The sequence below is a fragment of the Enterococcus sp. DIV0840 genome (assembly GCF_050527835.1).
In the GTDB taxonomy this organism is placed as follows: Bacteria; Bacillota; Bacilli; order Lactobacillales; family Enterococcaceae; genus Enterococcus_L; species Enterococcus_L ureasiticus.
In genome coordinates this window covers 1860951-1884819 of sequence record NZ_CP172876.1, presented here as the reverse complement: position 1 = coordinate 1884819, position 23869 = coordinate 1860951, and the positions used below count along the sequence as shown (strand labels likewise).

Sequence of the window (23869 nt, the reverse complement as noted above, 5' to 3'; positions counted from 1 at the left end):
TCTCCTATTTAGGTTTTTTTTACCTTTATTAACTATATTTTATCGTATTTCGTTTATGAAAGCAATTACTTTTAGTAAAAAAAACTAAAATTATTTTCTGTTGTGCAAACCTTTTGCCTTTTGAATCTCTTTCAGTTTCTCTGGTGTTACATCATTTCCTTTAGGATCAACTACTTTCATCCCTTCGATATGATGACGCATACCGCCACGAAAAGCTGCTAGATATTCTTGGCGAAGGACTTTTTGCTCTTCTTTTTCTTTCTCAGTTAATTCATTTTCTTTCGCTTTTTTTGCAAGTTCATTGATGCGATTCATTTTCTCTGACGATAACATATATTTTTGCCTCCTTATTTTAAAAGCTGATCAGGCCCATCCAACCTTTTTACAAAAGGCGGACCCATGCAACTAGACAAGTTTACTTTCCATGTCTATCTTATAAGATGAGCACCAAAAATACAACTATATTCGTATAAAAATATGGAACGATTACGTTTATTTAAAGAAAATCCAGTTTCTTGCCTTAGTCTTTTTTATCAAAAATTTGAGCATAAATACTTTTTAAAAAAACACGAACGCTTGTTTGATTCCTATATAAAACTATGGTACACTGAAAATATAAATCGAAAGAAGGTGCGGGTTGTGGTGAAACGTACAGACACAAGACAAATCGAAGTATTGAAATATATATATGAACAGGTTGAACTTAAAGGTTATCCACCAACCGTAAGAGAAATTGGAAAAGCAGTTGATCTTTCCTCAACCTCGACGGTTCATGGACATTTGGCTCGTTTAGAGAAAAAAGGACTCATTTTGCGTGACCCTACAAAACCAAGAGCAATTGAATTGACCGCAGATGGTCTGGACAGAATAGGTGTAAAACCGACAGTCATCCCGATGCTTGGCGTTGTTACGGCCGGTGAGCCTATATTAGCTGTAGAAGAAGCCTCTGACTTTTTCCCTCTACCACCTGATCTAGTAGCAGAAGAAAATGCATTATTCATGCTGACTATTAGAGGTGAAAGTATGATCAATGCAGGTATTTTAGACGGCGATCAGGTTATTGTTCGCAAACAAAGTGCTGCATCAAATGGCGATATCGTGATTGCCATGACTGATGAAGACGAAGCGACATGTAAACGATTCTTTAAAGAGACAGATCATATTCGTTTACAACCGGAAAATGATGCATTAGACCCAATTATTTTGAACAACGTAAGTATTTTAGGAAAAGTTGTTGGACTTTACCGCAATCATATTTAAATAACAAAAAAACATACTAATAAAAGTATGTTTTTTTGTTATTTCTTCGTTTAAACTCTGACAAGATTTGTTAATCTGCAGCGACTTTTCGCTGATACGTCTCAAACTGATATGCATAGCTATTTTTTTCGTCTTGTTCTCCTGCGCTTAAATTGATCAATGTCCAATCATCCCAAACAACAGCAGGAAATTTCGTATCTCCATCAAATGAATGATGGATAACTGTACGATACAACACATCACAATAAGGTAAAAAATCTTCGTATACTGCAGAACCACCTGCAATAAATGTAATGCCAGAGAAATTTTTGGCATACTCACGAACTTCTTCTACAGTATGAAATACAATGACCCCTTTTGCATGATACTCTTTGTCTCTAGTTAGAACAATCGTTTGACGGTTTGGTAACGGCCGACCGCCCATCCCCTCAAAGGTTTTTCGCCCCATAACGATGGTGTTGTCTTCAGTCATTTGTTTAAAAAATTTCAAATCATTTGGCAAATGCCAAGGTAAGCGATTTTCTTTACCGATCGTACCTTGCTCATCTTGTGCCCATATGGCTGCTAACATTGGAGAACTCCTTTCGAATTAAACGGCTATTGGTGCTTTGATTGCAGGATGCGGATCGTACCCTTCGATTACAATATCATCCATTTCAAAATCAAAAACTGATTTTTTATCTTTATTCAATTTTAATGTAGGAAAAGAGCGAATTTCTCTTGCAAGCTGTTCATTCATTTGATCGATGTGATTAGTGTATAAATGAGCATCTCCCAAAGTATGAACAAAATCGCCTACTTCTAAACCTGTTTCATGAGCAATCAAGTGAGTTAATAATGCATAACTTGCAATATTAAAAGGTACACCAAGGAAAACATCACCACTGCGCTGATATAGTTGACAACTTAATTTCCCATCATTTACATAAAATTGAAACATCGTATGGCAAGGTGGCAAAGCCATTGATGGAACATCTTCTGGATTCCATGCTGACACGATCAAACGTCTGGAGTCTGGCGTTTTTTTAATCATTTCAATAACGTTTTTCAATTGATCGATAAAACCACCATCTTTGGTTTCCCAATGGCGCCACTGAGCACCATAAATATTGCCTAATTCACCATATTTAGCCGCAAAATCATCATCTGATAAAATAGTATTACAGAATTCTTTGTGCTCTTTTTCATAACTTTCCTTAAAAGCTTCATCAGTAAGAATTCGTCGACCAAAATCAGTCATATCAGGCCCCTTGTAATCTTCACTTTTGATGTAACGCTCAAAAGCCCATTCGTCCCAAATATGATTGTTGTGTTGCAGGAGATAGCGAATGTTCGTATCACCATTTAAAAACCATAAAAGTTCGCTTTTAATTAAGCCGAACGGTACTCGTTTTGTTGTTAATAAAGGGAAGCCTTCGGACAAATCGAAACGCATTTGATGACCAAAAATACTTCTAGTCCCTGTACCTGTACGATCTTCTTTAAGGTGACCTTCCTCTAAAATTTTACGGCCTAATGATAAATATGCTTCTTCCATAGTTTATGCCTCCTAATTTTCTGCAAATTCACTTAGATATTCCCAACGTTCCATTTTTGTTTCAAGCTCTTGTTCTAGTGTAAACAGCTCTGTTTGAAGTTGTTGCAGTTTTGTAAAATCATCTCCTTGATGATTCATCTCTTCAGTCAGTTGTGCTGTACGCTCTTCAAGTTGCGCGATATCTGTTTCGATTGTTTCCCACTCTTTTTGTTCCATGTAGGTCAATTTTGTTTTTTCTTTCTTCTCCATTTCCTTTGGAGATTTTGTTTCAGTTTTAATCACTTTTTTTGCCTGTTCTTTATTCACATTTAAATACTCACTCATTGAACCATAGTAAATTGTGATTTGACCTGCACCTTGAAAAACAAGTAATTTATCCATTGTTTTATCAAGAAAATAACGGTCATGTGAAACTGCGATCACAGCGCCCTTAAACGTTTGGATGTAATCTTCTAAAATCGTTAAGGTATCAATATCCAGATCATTTGTGGGTTCGTCCAATAATAACACATTTGGCTGACCAATCAATAATTTTAATAAATACAAACGACGTTTTTCGCCACCAGATAGTTTGCCGATTACTGTCCCATGCATAAAGCGAGGAAATAAAAATCTTTCCAGTAATTCAGCAACACCAATGTTTGTTCCATCAGTTCGTTTTACTTGCTCTGCTGCTTCTTGCAAATAAGAAATCATGCGTTGGTTTGGATCCATCGCTTCATTTTGTTGCGTATAGTAAGCTAGGTTAACTGTTTCACCTATTGAGTAAATTCCACTATCCAAATCTAAACGACCCGCCAAAATATTTAATAATGTTGATTTTCCTGCACCGTTTTTACCAGTAATCCCAATACGATCCTTTGCTTGAATAAGCAGATCAAATTCTTTTAGAATCGTTTTATGTTCGATTTGATAATTTCCGTCTTTGATCTCTAAAACTTTTTTCCCTAATCTTTGTGTCGCGACATCAATTTCCAATTGACCTTTTTGGTTGACTTGATGGAGGTTTTCTTTAAGATCATGGAAGCGATCTTGTCGAGCCTGTTGTTTTGTTCCGCGTGCTTTTACACCAGCACGCATCCACTCTAGCTCTTGCTTATAAAGTTGCTTTCTTTTTTCTTCTTGCTCTACACCAACACGTTCGCGTTCCGCTTTAGCAATGATGTATGCTTCATAATTGCCTTTATATTCATATAGCTTTCCAAAAGATAACTCAAAGATTCGATTTGTTACTCGATCTAGAAAATAACGATCATGAGTCACCATTAAGATAGCACCGCGATATCCGTTTAAAAAGCTTTCCAGCCAGCTGATTGCTTCGTAATCTAAATGGTTTGTAGGTTCATCTAGTAACAACAAATCAGGTGATTCAATCAATACTTGGGCTAGGCTAACACGTTTCTTTTGTCCACCAGATAATTCACCCATTTTTTTATGAAGGGTTTCAATCCCTAATTTTTGTAAAATGATTTTGGCATCAGTGTCGGCTGTCCAGGCGTCTTCTTTATTCATTCGTTCTTCCGCTTGGGCATATTGTTTTTGAGCCGTTTCACTAAGTCCATCATCTGCCAATGCAAGCAAGGCTAATTCATAATTTTTCACCGCTTGGATAATGGGTGTTTCCCCTTGAAAGACTGCTTCTACCACAGTTAGTTCAGGATCAAATTCTTGGTCTTGAGAAAGATAACCAATTTGGTAATCATTTGGTTGTTGAATCGCTCCGACATCTCCATCTCCGCTATCTTTACCTGCAAGAATATTTAATAAGCTCGTTTTCCCTGTTCCGTTTGTACCGATCAATCCAATTCGGTCTTTATCATGAATATGGAAAGAAATGTGATCAAATAATGTTTTCTCGCCATATGTCTTAGTCAATTCATTTACTTTTAACTCATTCATCTGCTCACGCCCTTTTCATCCTGCTTATTGTAACAAAAAAAAGTAAAAAAAAGAAGCTAGTTTTCTTCGTCTGCTTCTTTTTTTAATTCTCTTGTCAATTTTCTAAATGGCATAGCGCCTGATATATCATTGATTGAATAAGATTCTAATAGATTAACATTTTTTCGATATTCATTCGCTTCAAAAGAAGAGATCTTTTCAGCAAGCTCATATTCATCAATCACTCTGCGCTCTTCTTGATAGCCAATCAAAAGTTCCTTGACATAATTAGATTGAGAACGAACGATAAATGAGTCAATAAATGTGCCGTCTTCTAATCTATGTGCTAATTGTAAACGACCTTCAATAAAGAATTGAATAATTTCGTCATCATAAACCCCTTTTAAATTATCCAAACTCTTCAAAATAACTTCCGTATTTTGCAAAAAGACTTGCCGAACATTTTCCAATTCTTCTTTTTGAAATTCTCGTCGATTCTCTTCCCCTTTTTTAGCAAATAACAGATTTGGGTGAACAAAGAATGCAATGATTTGCCGAACAAAAAGCAACCAAAAGCCAATAATCGATAATAATTGTCTAGCGATAGATCGTTCCATTCTTGAAATCAGGCGTTCATAAAGTCGATATCCTTCTATCCCAATTTCTTTTTGACGGAAGCTCTCTTCTAGACCGTCACGCTCGATCGAAACAATCAGTGCTCTTAGTTCCTGAACCTCTTGCCGCTGATCTGAAGGTAATTGTTCTGTGTACAATTCTTTAACGCGATCTTGATAGTTTTCAATCACAACATTCATTTCTACATGAGGATCGTTCTGATTTATCTTTTTAAGTCGTTCAATAACATCTTGCAGTAAGGTGATCCCTTGTATATTAGTACTTTCTACCTCGTCAGATTCAGTTAAAAACGGTAGAACAAGAATACCACCTACCAATGTGACTAAAATCACACAAGCCGTAATAAACAACAGCAATGAACGTTCTGGAAAGTCTTGACCATTTAGAGTTAATGGTAAAATAAAAATCGTTGCTAAACTGACTGTTCCCTTCACTCCGCCAAATGTTAGAATCAGCATTTCATTCATCGACTGCCAAATATTTTTGAAACCATTTTTCACACTGTAAATCAATACAATAGAGAAAAAGCGCGCAGTAAATAACGTAACACTTAAAATCAATATAACGACCATCAAGAAACTGTTAGAATACGTCTCGCTATTCCAAATAGGTGAAAAAACTTGAGACAACTCAATTCCTAAGAACAGGAAAACTAACGCGTTCAGCATAAACGTAATCGTTCCCCACGTACTTTCTGAAACGCTTGAAAGCTCAGCTTCAAACAATGAAACCTTTTTGAAACTAGCCGCTTGCATAACACCTGCTACAACAGCGGCAATAATCCCTGAAACATGGAATAGTTCAGCAACCATATACGCTAAAAAAGGCAATAATAACTCTAATAATAGATAACCGGTTACATCTCTTGCAGAGGCTTTTTCCAAAATCATGACAATCTGACGCTTGATCATCACTAAAACGGCCCCCACGATAGCGCCGCCGATACTCGAGAAGATCAAGGTGATTCCTGCATCCATTGCTGAGAAACTGCCTGTCAACAGTGCTGCAAGTGCAAATTGAAAGGCGGTAACGCCAGAAGCATCATTGATCAGACCTTCACCTTCTAAAATATGCATCGCTTTAGGCGGTATTTGAATTTTCCCAGATAAAGAACCTACAGCTACTGCATCTGTAGGTCCAAGTGCTGCACCTAAAGCAAAACACGCTGCGATCGGCAAAGCAGGAATAACCATATGTAAAGCCCAACCAACACTTACAAGTGTGATCAACACCCCAATAAATGCTAAAAATAAAATGACACTAAAATTTTTCATTGTTGCAGAAATATCATTTCGTTCCCCTTCTCTAAACAGCAAAGGTGCAATGATCATCACCAAAAATATTTCTGGTTCAAATACTATTTCACGACCAATATCCGTCAATCCAATTAAAACACCTACGATTATTTGCACGATTGGTAATGGAATGATCGGAACGATTCGATTGAAGACATTTGAAAATGTTATCGCAAAAGCAAATACAATAATTAAATAAACAAACTCCATCTCGTATCCCCCTTAATAATTATTGATTGAGTTGTTTTCCTAAATACCGTAATAATTTTTCTTTTTTACAGGTAATTTTTTTCTCTATTAAGCCAAGTTCTTTTTCTCTGTCACATAGTTCTAATTGTGCGCGACGCGCTTCTAAACGAAGCAACTCAGACTTGATCAATTCAATTTTTTTATAGTTTAAAAAATTTCTCTTTTTTATATGGCGCTCCCATTCAGCTTTTTTTTCTGGTGGTAGCTCCTTATATTTTTCACGTAATTCAGCAATTCGTTGCTCTATTTCCTTATTCACAACAATACTTCCTTTCAGAATTTCTCTGCACATTATAGCAAACTGTTAAAGAAATACCTACTAAAATTAACTATTCTTTTGAAAAAACTTTTTGAATAAAATTTCTAACGCTTACATTTTAAGAAAAGGAGAAAATAATGATCATTTCCTCCCAATTTATCCTTTATTTATCTTCATCTACTAAAATACTGATTTCAGCTTCCTCATTCAATCGATCAGAAAGAAATGCTAGTAACTCTTCCAATGGAATAGAAAATTTCATCATTGGACCACGCCGACCATTTTTAAAGTAATTTAAACGAATTTCTTTCTTTTTGATCAATAAAGCCATTTTTTCTACATCTTGATACAAAATTCCATTCTTATCAAAAGGACCTAAAATGAGCCGATCATCTGAAAGACCTTTTGAATCAAGTAAAAAACTTAAAACAAGCAACACCGATAGGAATCCTCGAATTCTTTGATCGAGGGTTTGTTCGGTAGCTAGAGTAAGGAGCAGAATAAGTAGACTAATTCCAATCACTAAAACATAAATAAATTTTCTTTTAAGACTTTTGATCAGGATGCTTTTTCTAACTAAAATCAAATAAACATACATGATCAAAACAAAAGCTGCAAGTAGCACTGTAAAAAAATCTATAACCAAAATACCTCCTTTTATAACTGAAAAATAGTTACTCTTTTTTATTTAATTCTGTCAATTGCTGATTGATTTTTTTTATCTTATCCTTACAAGCTAATATATCACGAATCATCTGATCTCTCTTATCGCCAAGCGGTAAACGATTGACTACCTGATAATATGCAGCGAGTAGTTGAACTTGTTTCATTTTTTCTTTTTGTAAACGTTCTTCAGTTAGATTCATCCACTCGCCCTCCTTTTTTCTTTAAGTATACCTTACTTTTAAAGGAAAATGACTATTGAATCGTTATTTTTTATCGATAATCGATTAAAAAAGTATGATTTATTTGTTATTGTAACATACTATTTTTCTTAATTGAACTATACGGTCGCGTTTACTACTTTTCTTACTGATAATAAATAGATGAATGGAAAATCTCCACCTACAAGCTGGCATAAGTAAAAAATAAAGATGAAACAATAGCTGAAAACAGCTTTGCTTCATCTTTTAATTTATTGTGCTGAGATACAAATCCCAATTGCCTTTTCTCCTAGATGTGTTCCAATAACAGGACCAAAATGACCAATTTCAATAATTGCATTAGGATATTGCTTTTGAAGTTTGGCCTTCTCTTCTTCAGCAACCGCTAAATTGTTTGCATGAATCACGTACAATTTCACCGGTCGATCGATTTCTTTGTCTCGTTTGCCGATAATCTTTTCTGCGCGAGCAAAAGCTTTTTTTGTCGAGCGAATCTTTTCAAATAAGACGATCTTACCCTCTTCAAATGTTAAAATCGGCTTGATTTTCAATAATCCAGCAATCAATGCAGCACCATTGGTTAAGCGCCCGCCACGAACGAGATTGTTCAAATCATCGACAATCAAATACGCATACGTATTATCTCTAATAATATCTAATTTGGTAAATATCTCTTCTAAGCTAGCATTTTCTTTCACTAAATCTAAGGCAGCCTCTACCATGTGTCCCATTGGCACACTTGTGATTTTAGAATCGTAGGGATACAGCGTAATTCCTTCAATCGAATCTGTTAATGAAAATAATGTATTAACAAAGCCTGAAATACCTGCTGAAAGATGAATACTAATGATCGTATCATAGCCTTTGGCAGCAATTTCTTTGTACAGTTCGATAACTTCACCTAATGCAGGCTGAGAAGTCGTTGGAAATTCATTACTATTATTCAACAAGTTATAGTATTCATCAGCTTCGATGTCGATTCCTTCGTTATATATCTTACCATCTAAAATAACAGGGATGGGAATAACAAATAGATTGGGTGAGTTCTTAATTCGCTCAGGTAAATAAGCGGTACTATCTGTCACAATAGCGATTTTCATTTTGTAACCTCGTTTCACTAAATTTACACGGTATTATAAATATAGCATAAATCAATTCATAATTAAATAAAATACTTATTGGTCAAGAAAACTTTGAACCGCGGCTTTATTCGTATCCAAATCTATTTGAAGAACACTCCCAGCATAATCAACATCTTGATTACTCCAAGATCCCTCAACTGGAACAGTTAAGCGCTCAATTCCCCCGCCGCCTTTTAACATTAACGATGGACCGTTTTTCAGCATAAATGACGTAGGAACGTCCGTTGACATATACCCTACTAAACGACCTAAAGATTCTGGCGTACGAAGTAATGCTAAAGGATTTTTTAATTGTCCCATAACCGCTGTCATCACTTGTTGTTGACGGCGAACACGACCAAAATCGCCTTCGTCATCTTTTCTAAAACGTGAATACTGTAAAAGCGTATGGCCATCCATTTTCTGACTACCTTTGAAAATGTCAACACCATCTAAATTCAAATCTTTTTCAGCGTCGATTTTAACACCACTCGGAAACATTGAATCAATAATTTTTTCGAATGATTGAAAATCAACTTTTGCATAGTATCTAGTCTGAATATTAAAATTTTCTGCTAAAGTTTGACGAACTAAATCAGCTCCACCTAGTGCATAAGAGGCATTGATTTTGTTGGCATCATAACCTGGGATATCCACGAAGGTATCACGCATAAACGAAATCAATTTAGGTTTTTTAGAAGGACCATCTAGTTGCAGAACCATAATAGTATCCGCTCGACCAGCATCTTCTCCTCTTGTATCACTACCTAAAATCAAGATATTATTAGCTCCGTTAGCACTTTTCACTCCATTGAACGTCTCAACCGCCTCTTTTGGCAAAGAAGTATCATTTTCAGCGTAAGATTTTCCTTTGAAGAAGAAACCAACTGCCAATACAATTAGCAAAACAAAAAATAAAGCGATTCGTTTAGGCCAGCTAAAGCGTCTCTTTCTTCTTGGTTTTTTCGGTTTTTTTTCTTTTTTCGAAAAGCCTTTTGGTTTTTCAGTTGGTTCTATTTGTCTCATATGTTGATTTGGGTCATTTAACGGTTCTTGTTCTTGATAATAGCTATTTCTAGGTTCTTCTGTATAATTTTTTTCTTTTCTTGGGTTAAAACCATTCTTTTCTTCTACTGGTTTTGATTTATCATGTATGTGCTTATAGCGATCTACACGGCTCATCATTTCCACCTCACTTCAATTAACAACAGTTATAAGCATACCTTATTTTTCAAAAAATTCCTATTAGATAGTTAAAATTTAACAAAAATAAAAAGACCTTTTCAGATCTTTAAACTCCGTTGATGGGATGAATCGCATAATTCCCGAATATTTTTACCATTCCGCCCATTAAACGTATTTCTTCTAACGCATTATCTAACAATTGTTGCGGTTTTTGAACATTGATATCAATTAAAAAGAAATATTCTCCTAAGGTTGTCTTCAATGGTCTCGATTCGATTTTACTTAAATCAATTTCTCTCCAGCTAAAGGCAGATAATGCTTTATGCAAAGCTCCTGGCATGTTATCCGGCATGGTCAATGCAATGGTTAATTTTTTACCAGTAGCATTGATTGGTAGTTCGACCTTTTCAGAGCCAATCACCCAAAATCGAGTCTGATTGATTGCTACATCCTGAATATCTTTACCAACAATTTCAAGATCATATTTTTCAGCAGAAAGTCTGGGCGCAATAGCTGCGATTTTTTGATTTGGATGAAGAGCGACAAAATTTGCGGCATAAGCAGTAGAAGGTGTCGCTTCAAGCTCAGCCATCGGAAAATAGGTACGAATAAATTCTTGCGATTGTGCTAAAGCTTGAGGATGAGATAGAATTTTTGTTGTTTCATGCCATGATTCTTTGTTCTCTTTTGCTACCATCAATTGTTGATAAATTGGTAACACGATTTCCGCTCCTACAGGAATCGTTGTTTGATGAAAAAGATAGTCGACGGTCGTGTTGACAGAACCTTCGATCGTATTTTCGATCGGTACGACACCTAAATCGACTTCACCAAACTCAACTCCTTTAATACAAGCCGGAATTGAATGATATGCAATCAATTCTTCATCAGGAAAAGCAGTTTTCGCTGCGTTATGAGTAAAAGAAGCTTCTGGACCTAAAAACCCTACTTTCATTGGCTCACCTACTTATATATTCTCTAAAATTTCATGAACAATTTCTTCTGGTGTTCGTTCATCTGTATCAACGACCAAGCTGGCACTTTCCTCATAAAAAGGGATTCTTGGCTCAAAAACTTGCCTAATTTCTTCTGGAGACTTTGATACTACTAAAGGTCTGATCGTTGTATGATCATGTTTCAATCTTGGAATAAATACTTCTGGTTTGGTTTGTAAATAAACAACAGGTGCCATTTGTTTCAAAAGTTCCCGATTCTCTGGTCTCATGACGATTCCGCCACCAGTTGATACGACTTGATTATGATCTAAATAGCGTTTCAAGACATTTGTTTCTCTTTCTCTAAACGCTTCTTCACCATGTAGATCAAAATATTCTTGGATCGTCATGCCAATCTCTTCAACGATTTTATCATCAAAATCAATATGTTCCATCCCAGTCTTTTCTGAAAGAAGTTTCCCAACAGTCGTTTTTCCAGCTCCCATGAAACCAATTAATATAATCCCCTTCATCTTTGTTCCTCCGTTTATTGATATAGTTTATTTAAATCATCAAAAAATCTTGGATAAGAAACAGAAATTGCTTCTGCTTTTTCTAAATCTACGGTTCCGTCTTTTACTAAAAGAGCAGCAATTTGCAGCATCATGCCAATACGATGATCACCATAACTAGTAACTTGTGCAGCATGTAGCGGTGTTTTACCATGAATGATCAAACCGTCATCTGTAGGTTCGATATTGGCACCCATTTTAGTTAGTTCAGTTGCGACTGCATCGATCCGGTTTGTTTCTTTCACTTTTAACTCTTCAGCGTCACGAATGATGGTCGTTCCTTCAGCTTGAGTCGCTAGTAACGCAATGATCGGTAGTTCATCAATTAATCTTGGGATGATTTCTCCGCTGATTTCGATTCCTTTTAGGTCGCTTGTTTCAACGGTTAAAGTTCCAGCTTTATTCGCCTTACTTCCTGTTTCTTGGATCGTTAATTTGCCACCCATTTGCTGAATCACATCAATGATACCTGTGCGTGTCGGATTTAAGCCAACATTGTTCAGCGTAATTTTGCTATCAGGAATGATCAAACCTGCTGTAAGGAAAAAGGCTGCTGAAGAAATATCGCCTGGCACAATGACTTCTTGCCCAACCAACTTTTGTGGTCCGCTGATGCTGATTTCTTTTCCAGAAACAGTAATTTCACCACCGAATTGACGAATCATATCTTCTGTATGATCCCGTGTTTTTTCTTTTTCTACAATAACTGATCTTCCATGTGCTTGTAAAGCAGCAAAGAGGATCGCTGATTTTACTTGTGCACTCGCAACAGGCATTTGATAATGAATTGGTTTTAAATTTTCCGTCCCTTTCACAGTTAAAGGTGGAAATTCTGTCCCATCATGCCCTGTACATTCAGCACCCATTTGATTGATTGGTAACATGACTCTGTTCATCGGTCTTTTGGCAATCGAATGATCACCAAATAATTCAGTGCTAAATGATGTTCCAGCTAAAATTCCCATGATCAATCGAATCGTTGTTCCAGAATTTCCAACGTCAATTGCTTGTTTTGCCGGTTTTAACCCTGAAAAACCAGTTCCATGAACGCTTATGATTTCACCATCATCTTCTATCTTAACGCCTAAATCCTGAAATGCTTTTAAGGTACTTAAACAATCGTCTCCTCGTAAGAAGTTTTTGATCGTTGTCTTTCCATGCGCAATTGCACCAAACATGATACTTCTATGAGAAATCGATTTATCGCTGGGAATATCAATCATTCCGTTTAAACCGATTTTATTGATGACTAAATCCAAAATATCCCTCCTTAACTAGATAAAACAAAGTACAAAATCTAACCTCACAAAACTCATTTTTCATAACACAAGTAATCCGTTTCTTTTTTAATAATCTCTTTAGCCTTCTCTAAATCATCTTGTCGTTTAAAGCTTAACTGTAAAATACCATAGATATCTTCACGTGTTTCAAGAATTTTCAAATTAATTAGGGATAATTGAGCTTTACCAAGTAAAGCTGTGATCTCGGCAATCACCCCAGGTATATCTGGTACGTCCACGAATAAATCATGGAATGCAGGAATTGCGCCTTCTTTATGAACAGGCATTTGATTTCTAGTTTCTTTTGCTTCATAGAAAAATTGAAAAATGGCTTCTTTATTTCCATTTTGGATCCAAGTCGAAACTTGCACCATTTCAGCTTGCCATGAGCCCATCAGCTCTAGTAACGCTTCTTTGTTACTTAATAAAATATCCGTCCACATTTGTGGATCTGACGAAGCGATTCTTGTAATATCGCGAAATCCCCCAGCAGCTAATTGTCTCGAACGTGGATGTTCTTCGTTAAAAACTTTACTTTGATTGACCAAACCAGCAGCAATAATATGCGGCAGGTGGCTGAGCATTCCTGTAATTTGATCATGCTCTTGTGCTGTAAGCACTACAAATTTTGCTCGTGTTCCTTGTAATAATTTTTGCAGTTCATGGATTGGTTTTTGTTTTTCTACCTCTGACGACGTTAAAATATAATACGCATTCTCAAATAAATTTTCATCCGCTGCTGTCACACCAGATTTATGTGACCCTGCCATCGGGTGTCCCCCAATAAAGGTTTTTAATCCAGCTTGTTTTGCCGCTTCAATAATTTCTAATTTTGTGCTGCCAACATCAGAAATAATGACCTCTTGTTTTAACGGTAATGTCCCTAATATGTTCAATTGATTCAGCATACTTTTAACTGGAGTACATAGAAAAATAATATCTGCTACTACAGCGGCCTCTTCTATAGAAGCCCCTCTTTGATCGATGATTTTTCGTTTTAAGGCAAATTCTTCCGAAGCTTCTTGGTTATCTATTCCGATAATCGTTGAAAGTGGATGTTCTTTCTTTATACATAATGCTAATGAGCTGCCAATCAATCCTAGACCGACAATCAAAACCTTTTTATTCATTCCGCTTCACTCTCCATTTTTTAGTTTTAGTTAAAACGTTTGAGTATAACGGCGATAAGAATCAACTTCTTCTTTCATCTGTTCAAAAGCATCACTGCCAAATTTTTCCAGCATTGCTTGGGCAACTTCTGTCGCAACAACAGCTTCACAAACCACACTCGCAGCCGGAACTGCTGTACTATCAGAACGTTCTACACTTGCTTTATAGGGTTCCTTTGTATCGATATTGACACTTTGCAACGGTTTATACAATGTTGGAATAGGCTTCATAACGCCTCTAACAACGATTGGCATTCCATTTGTCATACCACCTTCAAAACCACCTAGATTGTTTGATGTTCTTGTATAGCCAGTTGCTTTATCCCAAACAATTTCGTCCATGACTTGGCTGCCTGGTTTAAAGCCCATTTCAAATCCAATCCCAAATTCAACGCCCTTAAATGCATTGATACTCGTAACCGCTTGAGCGATTTTGGCATCTAATTTGCGATCCCACTGAACATAGCTACCTAAACCAATTGGTACACCACCAACAACGACTTCTACTACGCCACCGATCGTATCGCCATTTTTCTTTGTCTTATCAATTAAGTCACGAATTTCTTGTTCAACTGACGGATCAAGAACACGCACATCTGAATTTTCTGAGCGTTCTTGGATTTCTTTTACGGTCAAATTATCTGGGATTTCAGCTTTGATACCGCCTAATATTGCAACATGTCCTGCTACTTCAATATCCAGTTCCTTCAGTAACTTTTTAGCGACTGCCCCTATTGCAACTCGCATCGTTGTTTCACGCGCTGATGAGCGCTCTAGTACATTTCTAAGATCATCATGCTGGTATTTGATACCACCGACAAGGTCCGCATGTCCTGGGCGTGGTTTATTTACTCGTCGAATTTTTTTCTCTTTCTCAGAAACTTCATCAATTGACATGACAGAAGTCCAGTTTTTCCAATCTTTATTTTCAACAACAAGTGTCACTGGCGATCCTAATGTTTTGCCGTGACGAATACCGGAAGTGATTCTTACTTGATCTTTTTCGATCAACATTCTGCCGCCGCGGCCATATCCGCCTTGTCTTCTAGCTAACTCAAAATTAATATCTTCTGGTGACAAAGGCATCCCTGCTGGTAAACCCTCTATAATTGCTGTTAATTCTGGTCCATGTGATTCTCCCGCTGTAATAAAACGCATATGATCTCCTCCTAATTTAAAAGTGTAATGAGCTTGTCCAGCTCTGACAGAAAAATAGGAAAAATTGATTGTGACCCTTTTTGTCACATTCAATTCTTATCTTTTTTTTCCGAAGGCCTTCAAGCCTTAGAGCTTTAGCTCATAGAAATTGCTGCGATCGAAGCAGAGCGTAGTGCTAGCCTGTGAAGCTAGCTAATCTAAATAACTCTTCATTTCTTCAATTGGAATCCGAACAATTTTCGCTTTACCAATCTTTTCTAGTAAAATAATATTTATTTTCCCTCCACGAGCCTTCTTATCATGAGTTAGTGCCATATACAATTGCTCTTGATCCCAATGATTTGACTGAATAGGGAGATGGAATTTTTGAATCATTTTATTTAATTGTTCTATTGTACCAATTGGAGTCAAACTTTTACTTTCAGCCACTCTTGTAATTTGACTCATACCAATTGCGACTCCCTCACCATGAGTTAAATTACCGTAACCAGCAGTATTTTCTAACGCATGACCAATTGTATGACCAAAGTTGAGAAGTAAACGAACTCCGTTATCCAATTCGTCTTCTTCTACGACTTTTCGTTTGATTTTACAACAAGCAGCAATGATTTCTGTTGCATGTGCTCTTAAATCAAGCTCGTCAGTTAGTGCATCCAGTTTTTGCCATAACTTCTCGTCTGCGATAGCAGCAGATTTGATGATTTCAGCGATTCCTTCTTGAATCCGTCTTGTTTCCAACGTATCCAAAGTCGCAGGATCAATCAAAACACCATCAGGTTGGGCAAATGTACCTACTAGATTTTTCGCTTTTTTTGTATTAACGGCCGTTTTCCCGCCGATACTACTATCCACTTGAGCCAATAATGTCGTTGGAACTTGTAAAAAATGAAGACCACGCATATAAGTTGAAGCGACAAACCCAGCTAAATCACCAACGACTCCGCCACCCAGAGCAATGATCCCGTCGCTTCTAGTCATTCCTTCATCTGCAAGAAAATCATAGACTTCAGCAGCTACAGACAAACTTTTACTTTGTTCTCCTGCATTGATCACAAAAGTTGCTACCTCATAACCTGTCTCTTTCAAACTTTTTTGAACTAGCTCCCCATACAAAGGTTGAACATTTGTATCTGTTATGATCACAATTTTTTGCGGCGACCACAATTCTTTTACCCAAGAACCGATACCATTCAACACTCCTTTTTCAATGGTCAAATCATAAGAATGATTTGGTAAAGTTACCGTGAGTTTCATTTGCTTCAACTCCTATTTTTTATTAAAGAGAAAATAATAACCTTCTGTTCACTCTAGTTTTTATTCTAATTCATTAATTTCTTTCATCGCTTTTTCCATAATGTGAACTTCTTTCATCATGCGCATGTATGTTTTTTCATTTAAAGACTGAGGTCCATCAGACCAAGCGTTGATTGGATCTGGATGGATCTCAACGATCAGCCCGTCTGCACCTGCTGCAACACCTGCTCGTGCCATTGAAGGGACAAGATCCCAAATTCCCACACCATGACTTGGATCAACGATGATTGGAAAATGGCTTAATTTTTTAATTAATGGAACCGCGCTTAAATCAAGGGTATTCCGCGTTGCTGTTTCGTAGGTACGAATCCCACGTTCAATGAATATCACATTGAAATTACCTTGGGCAGCAATGTATTCAGCCGCATTTAACCACTCATCAATTGTACCAGAAATTCCACGTTTTAAGCCAATTGGTTTACCCGTTTTTCCGACAGCTTGTAATAATTTAAAGTTTTGCATATTTCTAGCACCAATTTGTAAAATATCACTGTATTGGGCAATCATATCGATGTGCGCTTCATCCATAACTTCTGTGATGACTTTCATATCAAATTCGTCTGCTGCTTGGCGAATGTATTTTAGGCCTTCTTCTTCTAATCCTTGAAAAGCGTAGGGTGATGTTCTTGGTTTAAACGCTCCACCACGTAAAATAGTTGCACCGCCTGCTTTAGCAATTCTTGCACATTCTCGAATTTGGTCTAAACTTTCGATTGAACATGGGCCTGCCATCATCGTCATACTACCATCACCGATTTTTACACCATCAACATCGACAATTGTATTTTCTGGATGAAACTCACGACTTGTTAGTTTGTATGTCAACGATATTCTAACTGCATTTTCAACACCGTCGTAACTATTGAATGCCACATCCTGCATTTTTCTTGTGTCACCAACCAAGCCGATAATTGTTTGTTCCTTACCTTCACTTAGATGAACTTCTAGTCCTTCTTTTTTTACTCGTTCTATCACTGATTTGATTTGTGCTTTTGTTGCTTCTGATTTCATAATTACGATCATTTTATTCTCTCCTTCAATCCATTTTAATTTAGTTGTTTTCAACAATTGGTTTTACGATTTCTATTGGCATTTCTTGTCCTGTCCATTTTTCAAACGCTGCGGCACCTTGATAAAGTAACATGCCTAAACCATTATTAGTTTTAGCGCCATGTAAACGGGCCTGTTTCAAAAATTCTGTTTCTCTAGGTGTATAGATAACGTCACAAACCGCGAGATCTGGACGTATGATAGAAAAGTCCTGAATCGGCGTTTGTTCTTCTAGCGGTTTCATACCAACGCCAGTTGCGTTTAATAATAGTGCGCTTTCTGCTACATTTTTAGCTAAACTATTTTCATCGGCTAAATCATGCAAGGCAATGGTACAGTTTGTGTTTTCTGAAATGTAAGTTAGCTTTTCTTTGATTTTGTCGTAAAACTCATCTTTTCGATTGTAAACTGTGATTTCTTTGACTCCGTCTAAAGCTGCTTGAACAATAATCGCTGTAGCTGCCCCACCTGCTCCGATGATCGTTACTTTTTTACCAATAATGTCAACATCGATATCTTGCAAACTTCTCATAAAGCCAGTACCATCAGTGTTATGACCTGTTAATTTACCATGATCATTGGTGATAGTGTTAACAGCACCAATCAAGCGAGCCGCTTCACTTAATTCATCCATATATTCGACAGCTAAAATTTTATTTGGCATTGATAAGTTTGCACCTATCATTTCTAGATTTTTGATTGAATCAATCGCTTGTTCTAACCCATCCGTCCCTACTTCAAAAGCAAGATATACTGCATCGATCCCTAATGTTTGAAAAGCAGTATTATGAATCATTGGTGAAACACTGTGACGAATTGGTGTAGCAAATAATGCAGCTAATCTCGTGTGTCCTGTAATCGTATTTTCCATCCTATTTCCTCCTCAAAAGCGATTTTTCTCAAACAAAAAAGGTATTCACGTAAATTTTTAGAAAAATCTACAGTGAACACCTCACAAAAAATAGGTAATATAAAAGCCACTATAGATTTTCTCATCTACGCGGCTGAAAGTCATCTCAAAATCCCCTAGCCATCATAGATACAAACTTGCTAGTCTGCATCCATAATGTTATGAATACAAACTCATCTAAAATAGCTAAAGTAATAATTATTCAGTTGTAATAGGTTATGCTTCATGGTTGTCATATGAGTCACTCCGTAACTGATTTATTTAAGAATTGTTCTCAGTATATACCTAGGCAAACTAAGTGTCAACCTATTTTATTTACTATTCTTTCATTTTTTTCGGCTAATTTAAATAAAAACCAGTAATTATATGCGTTCATCATAGTTTATTTTTTTACTTTTATTTTCTTTTATAAGATGTTTTATCGCTAGAATTGGATGATAAAGTAACATTCTTGGTCCAGAATATCTCATTACTTGCCTCATTTGCTCTTTATAATCCGGACGATAACAATGTACAGGACACTGCTTGCAAGTAGGTTTTTCCTCTCCAAAACGACAAACATCCAATCGAAGTTGTGAGTAAGATCGTAACTTTTGTTTGTCAATCGTAGGAGCTTCATGCTTTCGATAATAGATCTCGATCATTGCACGGATGGTTCTTTTTTCTTCTTGTATTTTTGGTCCATTATTCTTTTTTACCATTTTTATCTCTCACTATTCAATCGTTGATTTTTAAAATAATTTTCCCTTTATTTTGGTTACTCTTCATATATTGATGGGCTTTTTCTACTTCTTCCAGTGAAAAGATTGTGTCTACAACTGGTTTTAGGTCACTCTTCTCAAATAGGATTTTCATTTTATCTGAAAATTCTTTGGTCAGCTCTGCTTTATAAGTGTCACTTCTTGGTGTAAGTAACGTTCCTTTGATTGTTATTCTTTTTTCTAGTAGATCCATTAAATTGACTTCTTTTATCATTGCACCACCTAAAATACCAATAAGAATCAACCGACCGTCATTGGCAATGCTGGCAATATTTTTTTCCCAATAAGAGGCACCGATAAAATCTAAAATAACATCCACACCCTGTCCTGCCGTTTCTTGCTGAATTCTCTTACTAAAATTTTCATCATGATAGTTAATCAAAACATCTGCTCCTAATGTACGACACAATTCCAGTTTCTGAGTAGTGCCTGCTGTAACAAAAATCTTAGCTGACGTTAATTGTTTCACTAATTGAATTGCAGCTGTTCCCACACCACTGGCACCAGCATGAATCAAAACAGACTCATGAGGACCTAGTTCTCCAAGCCAAAATAACGTTTGATAGGCTGTGAGAAAGACTTCTGGAATAGCTGCCCCTTCTTCAAATGTTAATTGTTCAGGTAAAAGCATTGCATTTCCAAGATTCATCACAGCGTATTCAGCATATCCACCGCCGTTTACAAGCCCCATAACGTGACTGCCACGAGGAAATAAATCTGATTCGCTCTCGATCACTATCCCTGAAACTTCAACCCCTAAAATCGTGTTCCCTTTTGGGAGTTTTCCAGTTTGTATTGCCATTAAATCTGTACGATTGATCGCTGCCGCTTTAACTTTGATTAGTAGCTGATCAGCATTTCTTTTTGGCATCAGTGCATCTTTTGTTAATTCTAAAACTGTTTGACTATCTTGATATGATATCTCGATGGCTTTCATATTTTTGCGCCTCACAATCTTAACGAAAAAACCGCAGAATCTCCCAAAAGAAATCTACGGTCCATTCATTTAGTTATTAAAGTTCTTCACCATATACATCATCAACAGTTTGCGTTGGGTCAATCACGATATATAAGCTTTTTGTTTTTTCGCTGACTTTAGTAGATTGATACACATTATCTAAACCTTCGTCAGTTTTATCTTTGTATGGGAAGTAAACTAAATCTGGTGTACCAGTTTTGTATAAAATTTCCATACGTTCGATATCTTCATATTTTAAAGCACGGGCGAACATGCCGAGCTCAAGCCCACCAAGGTTGATATCATGTGTTTGAACGTGATCTCCTTCTTGGAAGATTTCGATTTTAAAGCCTTCACATGGGTGAATTTCCATAAATTCACTTCCATGGATACGACCAAAGCTAGTTGTAATTTGCTTGATCCATAAATCTCCGATAAAACGGCGACCAATCGTCCAAGTTTCACCATTTCTAAAATAAAATTTTAATCCTGTCATTTCTCTACTCATAATATAAGTCTCCTTATCTAAAATAATTTCTACAAAGTTAAGTTTAGCATAACTTTTAGGTTAGGTCACACTATTCGCATCTTCACTTAGGATGAGCTAATTTGTCTAAAAACATCTGTTAAGATAACAGCCCTCTGATGGATACCAGTTGCAATAATTTGTCCGTCATCCAAAGCCTCGAAAGAAAAATTGATTTTTGTTTTTTCCTGTGACTTGACTTTCACTTTAACCATAATTTCCGCACCAACTTTAGACGGTCGTAAATGTCTAGCCTCGATCAGTGTACCTACGCTTGTTTCTTCTGATGCTAATTCTTTATGCAAGTAATCTTTTGCAGTGTTTTCCACCATTGCAAGCACTGCCGGTGTAGCTAATACATCTAAATCCCCAGAACCGATTTCCTTTGCGGTATCCTTAGAACCAACAACAAACATTTTTGAGAATTTTTCCACGGCTATCACTCCTCATCAATCTTATCTTTTGCATACGCTATCAGTATTTCTTTGTCATTTGATATTTGACCTTTTACAACAGCGATCTCAAGTATCTCGATCATATCACCTAGCCATTTTCCTGGTTTCTTATCGAAATAATCCAACAAGTCATTCCCTGTAACAGCAAGCTGCTTTCTATCATGAATCGGTAAACATAAATAACGCTCTTCTACTTCTTCAAGTTTACTCTTTTGCCCGTAATAAAACAACAGTTTTTCAATGGACAATGCCGCATCCAAGCCTAACTCAAACAAATCCATGACTTGTAAGTCCCCTAAGAGACGTTTATTCAACCCATAAATAAGTTGTTGTACTTCATGAATCATTTGGTTCGATTGTTTCCATGATTTCAAAAAACTGCGAATCTCGCTTTCTTTTAATCCCATGGTCTTGATCAATAAAGTCCACGCTTGATTTTCTAATTCAATTTGTTTATTGGGAAGATCTGAAAAGTTGAATAGTGCTTCACCATATTTTTTTAAACCTGGGCAGTATTGATAACATTCAGTCTCAATGAATGGCAGTAATGCTGCTCGGCGATTTCTACCTAGCAAAAGCTTGACGAACTCTACCGCTATACGTTCTACAGATATTTTAGCTAATAGTGGATGAAATTCCTCGATGGCGGATAATGTATTTGCTTCTATCGTAAAATTTAATTGACTAGCAAAGCGCAAGCCTCTCATCATCCGTAAGGCATCTTCGTGAAATCGTTCTTTAGGATTTCCAACAGCACGAATAATCTGTCGTTTTAAATCAGTCATACCATCAAATAAATCAATAATTTCCCCTTCAACGCCCATCGCTAAGGCATTGATTGTAAAGTCTCGACGCTTTAAATCTTCTTTTAAAGAACGAACAAAAGTCACCTTATCTGGACGCCTGAAATCTTGGTAAGCTGATTCTGTTCTAAAGGTCGTAATCTCATACTGCTCTTCGCCATCTAAAACAAGAACCGTGCCATGATCGATTCCTACATCGATCGTTCGGTTAAAAATTTGTTTGATTTCCTCTGGATATGCGCTAGTTGCAATGTCAACATCATGAATAGGTTGTTTTAATAACGCATCACGAACGCTGCCACCAACAAAGTAAGCTTCAAATCCATAAGCATGAATTTCTTTTAGTACACTAGCTGCTCTCGTGAATTCATCTGGTATGATATCTAATTTCATAATAGATTTTCCAGCCCGTAGACTAATTTATTTAACTGAACGACTTTTTCGCAACCTAAAGCAACACCCGTCATAAACGAACTACGATCATAAGAATCATGTCTGATCGTCAAACCTTCTCCAACACCACCGAATTGAACTTGCTGATGCGCAATCATTCCTGGTAAGCGAACACTATGGATTTTCATCCCTTCAAAATCAGCACCGCGAGCACCTTCGATCAATTCTTTTTCTTCAGGATGACCTTGTTTTTTCTTCACACGAACCTCACTCATCATTTCGGCCGTTTTGATAGCTGTTCCACTTGGAGCATCTAATTTATTATCATGATGCAACTCGATAATTTCAACATCTGGAAAATATTCAGCCGCTTTTTGTGCAAACTGCATCATTAAAACTGCTCCAACTGCAAAATTAGGTGCAATCAACCCGCCAACTTTCAATGTCTTCGAAAGATCAGTTAGCTCAGCTAATTGTTCTTCTGTTAATCCAGTTGTTCCTACAACTGGTGAGATTTTATGTTCGATAGCAAAATGAGTATTTTCATACGCTACCGCTGGGATTGTAAAATCGATCCATACATCAGGCTGAACAGAAAGAACGTCTTCTTTCGTTTTAAAAATCGGTACATCAATTGTCGGATACTCAGCTAATTCTTTAAGATTATTTTTTTCTTCAAAGGGATCCAGCACACCGACTAGCTCGAAGCCTTCATGATTTAAAACCATCTTTGTAGCAGTTACACCCATTTTCCCTTTAAAACCTGCGACTAAAATTTTAATCATTTGTTTGCCCATCCTTTCGCTCAAAACGATATTTATCCCGCTGATTGAATTTTTCCATATTTTTTTGAAATGCCTCAGTTAAATCTATATCTAACGAATTAGCCATGATCATCGTAACGAATAATACATCCCCAAGCTCTTCAGAAACAGTTTTTGGTTTTTCATCTGATTTTTTTGGTTTTTCGCCATAATAATGATTGATTTCTCTTGCTAATTCACCTACTTCTTCTGTTAATCGTGCCATCTGGCTTAATGGAGAAAAATAACCCGTTTTAAATTGTTGGATATACGTATCCACTTCTTCTTGCATAGAATGCAGAGATTGATTTTCGTCTTTCATTTTACCCCAACCTTTCTACTACTCATCTTATCAAAAAGTACGCCATCTGAAAAGGTTCTACTTGTTGTTTTATAACGAGAATGATAAAGTGATTACTGAACGAGGGTTTTTGGGGATGATACTAAGCATTATCGCCATTATGTGTTAGGAGTGATC

At 36.6% G+C, this 23869-nt stretch carries 26 protein-coding genes; 1 reads left to right on the top strand and 25 read right to left on the bottom strand.

The annotated features are described in order from the left end of the window. Positions 1-90: 90 nt before the first annotated feature. The gene (locus IGL98_RS09015; protein ID WP_069654912.1) at positions 91-333 is read right to left on the bottom strand and encodes a DUF896 family protein; all 243 of its coding nucleotides are present in this window, start codon (positions 331-333) and stop codon (positions 91-93) included. 306 nt (positions 334-639) lie between these two features. Here IGL98_RS09015 and lexA point away from each other — a divergent pair, with 306 nt between their 5' ends. Then, positions 640-1260 carry a transcriptional repressor LexA gene (gene lexA / locus IGL98_RS09010; RefSeq protein ID WP_206842443.1) on the top strand — a complete coding sequence of 207 codons (621 nt, stop codon included), beginning with the start codon at positions 640-642 and terminating at the stop codon, positions 1258-1260. Between the two features lie 70 nt (positions 1261-1330). On the opposite strand, the gene IGL98_RS09005 is transcribed toward lexA, so the two are convergent. The 24 genes from IGL98_RS09005 to IGL98_RS08890 form a co-directional block, all read right to left on the bottom strand. Then, positions 1331-1831: a dihydrofolate reductase gene (locus IGL98_RS09005; RefSeq protein WP_206842441.1), complete on the bottom strand. Its 501-nt coding sequence runs from the start codon at positions 1829-1831 to the stop codon at positions 1331-1333. Positions 1832-1849: 18 nt separating this feature from the next. Continuing rightward, a complete protein-coding gene (locus IGL98_RS09000; RefSeq protein ID WP_206842440.1) occupies positions 1850-2797 on the bottom strand; it encodes a thymidylate synthase in 948 nt (315 codons plus the stop codon). 12 nt (positions 2798-2809) lie between these two features. Then, positions 2810-4696, bottom strand: coding sequence for an ABC-F family ATP-binding cassette domain-containing protein (locus IGL98_RS08995; RefSeq protein ID WP_206842439.1), 1887 nt, complete (start codon positions 4694-4696; stop codon positions 2810-2812). Between the two features lie 56 nt (positions 4697-4752). After that, positions 4753-6816, bottom strand: a complete 2064-nt coding sequence (locus IGL98_RS08990; protein WP_206842438.1) for a cation:proton antiporter — start codon at positions 6814-6816, stop codon at positions 4753-4755. Positions 6817-6835: 19 nt separating this feature from the next. Next, a complete protein-coding gene (locus IGL98_RS08985) occupies positions 6836-7114 on the bottom strand; it encodes a hypothetical protein (protein WP_206842437.1) in 279 nt (92 codons plus the stop codon). Between the two features lie 163 nt (positions 7115-7277). Further along, positions 7278-7760 (bottom strand): hypothetical protein, encoded by a 483-nt coding sequence (locus tag IGL98_RS08980; protein WP_206912149.1) that lies wholly within the window; start codon positions 7758-7760, stop codon positions 7278-7280. A 28-nt stretch (positions 7761-7788) separates the two neighbouring features. After that, positions 7789-7980: a hypothetical protein gene (locus IGL98_RS08975; protein WP_069644689.1), complete on the bottom strand. Its 192-nt coding sequence runs from the start codon at positions 7978-7980 to the stop codon at positions 7789-7791. Between the two features lie 269 nt (positions 7981-8249). After that, positions 8250-9098 carry a DegV family protein gene (locus tag IGL98_RS08970; protein ID WP_206842436.1) on the bottom strand — a complete coding sequence of 283 codons (849 nt, stop codon included), beginning with the start codon at positions 9096-9098 and terminating at the stop codon, positions 8250-8252. 75 nt (positions 9099-9173) lie between these two features. Further along, on the bottom strand, positions 9174-10301 hold the full coding sequence (locus tag IGL98_RS08965; protein WP_206842434.1) for an LCP family protein: 1128 nt from the start codon (positions 10299-10301) through the stop codon (positions 9174-9176). A 109-nt stretch (positions 10302-10410) separates the two neighbouring features. After that, positions 10411-11259 (bottom strand): prephenate dehydratase, encoded by an 849-nt coding sequence (gene pheA / locus IGL98_RS08960; protein ID WP_206842433.1) that lies wholly within the window; start codon positions 11257-11259, stop codon positions 10411-10413. 12 nt (positions 11260-11271) lie between these two features. Further along, positions 11272-11772: a shikimate kinase gene (locus IGL98_RS08955; RefSeq protein ID WP_206842431.1), complete on the bottom strand. Its 501-nt coding sequence runs from the start codon at positions 11770-11772 to the stop codon at positions 11272-11274. 14 nt (positions 11773-11786) lie between these two features. Next, positions 11787-13034: a 3-phosphoshikimate 1-carboxyvinyltransferase gene (gene aroA, locus IGL98_RS08950; protein WP_206842571.1), complete on the bottom strand. Its 1248-nt coding sequence runs from the start codon at positions 13032-13034 to the stop codon at positions 11787-11789. An 89-nt stretch (positions 13035-13123) separates the two neighbouring features. After that, complete coding sequence (locus tag IGL98_RS08945) at positions 13124-14221, bottom strand: prephenate dehydrogenase (protein ID WP_206842429.1); 1098 nt, start codon at positions 14219-14221, stop codon at positions 13124-13126. A 30-nt stretch (positions 14222-14251) separates the two neighbouring features. Continuing rightward, the gene (gene aroC, locus IGL98_RS08940) at positions 14252-15418 is read right to left on the bottom strand and encodes a chorismate synthase (RefSeq protein ID WP_069644682.1); all 1167 of its coding nucleotides are present in this window, start codon (positions 15416-15418) and stop codon (positions 14252-14254) included. Between the two features lie 192 nt (positions 15419-15610). Then, positions 15611-16672, bottom strand: coding sequence for a 3-dehydroquinate synthase (gene aroB / locus IGL98_RS08935; protein ID WP_206912148.1), 1062 nt, complete (start codon positions 16670-16672; stop codon positions 15611-15613). Positions 16673-16732: 60 nt separating this feature from the next. Continuing rightward, positions 16733-17755 carry a 3-deoxy-7-phosphoheptulonate synthase gene (gene aroF, locus IGL98_RS08930; RefSeq protein ID WP_069644680.1) on the bottom strand — a complete coding sequence of 341 codons (1023 nt, stop codon included), beginning with the start codon at positions 17753-17755 and terminating at the stop codon, positions 16733-16735. Between the two features lie 28 nt (positions 17756-17783). Then, the gene (aroE, locus tag IGL98_RS08925) at positions 17784-18653 is read right to left on the bottom strand and encodes a shikimate dehydrogenase (RefSeq protein WP_206842426.1); all 870 of its coding nucleotides are present in this window, start codon (positions 18651-18653) and stop codon (positions 17784-17786) included. 401 nt (positions 18654-19054) lie between these two features. Beyond that, positions 19055-19393: a nitrous oxide-stimulated promoter family protein gene (locus tag IGL98_RS08920; protein ID WP_206842425.1), complete on the bottom strand. Its 339-nt coding sequence runs from the start codon at positions 19391-19393 to the stop codon at positions 19055-19057. Between the two features lie 16 nt (positions 19394-19409). Next, entirely contained in the window at positions 19410-20390 is a 981-nt protein-coding gene (locus IGL98_RS08915) for an NAD(P)H-quinone oxidoreductase (protein WP_206842424.1), read from the bottom strand. 76 nt (positions 20391-20466) lie between these two features. Next, the gene (locus tag IGL98_RS08910) at positions 20467-20919 is read right to left on the bottom strand and encodes a hypothetical protein (protein ID WP_010772458.1); all 453 of its coding nucleotides are present in this window, start codon (positions 20917-20919) and stop codon (positions 20467-20469) included. 86 nt (positions 20920-21005) lie between these two features. Beyond that, positions 21006-21371: a thioesterase family protein gene (locus IGL98_RS08905; RefSeq protein WP_339099587.1), complete on the bottom strand. Its 366-nt coding sequence runs from the start codon at positions 21369-21371 to the stop codon at positions 21006-21008. A 5-nt stretch (positions 21372-21376) separates the two neighbouring features. Further along, positions 21377-22588 (bottom strand): CCA tRNA nucleotidyltransferase, encoded by a 1212-nt coding sequence (locus IGL98_RS08900; protein ID WP_206842423.1) that lies wholly within the window; start codon positions 22586-22588, stop codon positions 21377-21379. Continuing rightward, entirely contained in the window at positions 22585-23373 is a 789-nt protein-coding gene (gene dapB / locus IGL98_RS08895; protein ID WP_206912147.1) for a 4-hydroxy-tetrahydrodipicolinate reductase, read from the bottom strand. The genes IGL98_RS08900 and dapB overlap by 4 nt, the downstream gene beginning before the upstream one ends. Further along, entirely contained in the window at positions 23366-23713 is a 348-nt protein-coding gene (locus IGL98_RS08890; protein ID WP_069644675.1) for a nucleotide pyrophosphohydrolase, read from the bottom strand. Before IGL98_RS08890 ends, dapB begins: the two co-directional genes overlap by 8 nt. Between the last annotated feature and the right edge of the window lie 156 nt (positions 23714-23869).

Bases quoted from the DNA above. Each gene is read 5' to 3' on its own strand.
- IGL98_RS09015 (WP_069654912.1), bottom strand. From the start codon at position 333: ATGTTATCGTCAGAGAAAATGAATCGCATCAATGAACTTGCAAAAAAA.
- IGL98_RS09005 (WP_206842441.1), bottom strand. From the start codon at position 1,831: ATGTTAGCAGCCATATGGGCACAAGATGAGCAAGGTACGATCGGTAAA.
- IGL98_RS09000 (WP_206842440.1), bottom strand. From the start codon at position 2,797: ATGGAAGAAGCATATTTATCATTAGGCCGTAAAATTTTAGAGGAAGGT.
- IGL98_RS08995 (WP_206842439.1), bottom strand. From the start codon at position 4,696: ATGAATGAGTTAAAAGTAAATGAATTGACTAAGACATATGGCGAGAAA.
- IGL98_RS08990 (WP_206842438.1), bottom strand. From the start codon at position 6,816: ATGGAGTTTGTTTATTTAATTATTGTATTTGCTTTTGCGATAACATTT.
- IGL98_RS08975 (WP_069644689.1), bottom strand. From the start codon at position 7,980: ATGAATCTAACTGAAGAACGTTTACAAAAAGAAAAAATGAAACAAGTT.
- IGL98_RS08970 (WP_206842436.1), bottom strand. From the start codon at position 9,098: ATGAAAATCGCTATTGTGACAGATAGTACCGCTTATTTACCTGAGCGA.
- IGL98_RS08965 (WP_206842434.1), bottom strand. From the start codon at position 10,301: ATGAGCCGTGTAGATCGCTATAAGCACATACATGATAAATCAAAACCA.
- pheA (WP_206842433.1), bottom strand. From the start codon at position 11,259: ATGAAAGTAGGGTTTTTAGGTCCAGAAGCTTCTTTTACTCATAACGCA.
- IGL98_RS08955 (WP_206842431.1), bottom strand. From the start codon at position 11,772: ATGAAGGGGATTATATTAATTGGTTTCATGGGAGCTGGAAAAACGACT.
- aroA (WP_206842571.1), bottom strand. From the start codon at position 13,034: ATGATTGATATTCCCAGCGATAAATCGATTTCTCATAGAAGTATCATG.
- IGL98_RS08945 (WP_206842429.1), bottom strand. From the start codon at position 14,221: ATGAATAAAAAGGTTTTGATTGTCGGTCTAGGATTGATTGGCAGCTCA.
- aroC (WP_069644682.1), bottom strand. From the start codon at position 15,418: ATGCGTTTTATTACAGCGGGAGAATCACATGGACCAGAATTAACAGCA.
- aroB (WP_206912148.1), bottom strand. From the start codon at position 16,672: ATGAAACTCACGGTAACTTTACCAAATCATTCTTATGATTTGACCATT.
- aroF (WP_069644680.1), bottom strand. From the start codon at position 17,755: ATGATCGTAATTATGAAATCAGAAGCAACAAAAGCACAAATCAAATCA.
- aroE (WP_206842426.1), bottom strand. From the start codon at position 18,653: ATGGAAAATACGATTACAGGACACACGAGATTAGCTGCATTATTTGCT.
- IGL98_RS08920 (WP_206842425.1), bottom strand. From the start codon at position 19,393: ATGGTAAAAAAGAATAATGGACCAAAAATACAAGAAGAAAAAAGAACC.
- IGL98_RS08915 (WP_206842424.1), bottom strand. From the start codon at position 20,390: ATGAAAGCCATCGAGATATCATATCAAGATAGTCAAACAGTTTTAGAA.
- IGL98_RS08910 (WP_010772458.1), bottom strand. From the start codon at position 20,919: ATGAGTAGAGAAATGACAGGATTAAAATTTTATTTTAGAAATGGTGAA.
- IGL98_RS08900 (WP_206842423.1), bottom strand. From the start codon at position 22,588: ATGAAATTAGATATCATACCAGATGAATTCACGAGAGCAGCTAGTGTA.
- dapB (WP_206912147.1), bottom strand. From the start codon at position 23,373: ATGATTAAAATTTTAGTCGCAGGTTTTAAAGGGAAAATGGGTGTAACT.
- IGL98_RS08890 (WP_069644675.1), bottom strand. From the start codon at position 23,713: ATGAAAGACGAAAATCAATCTCTGCATTCTATGCAAGAAGAAGTGGAT.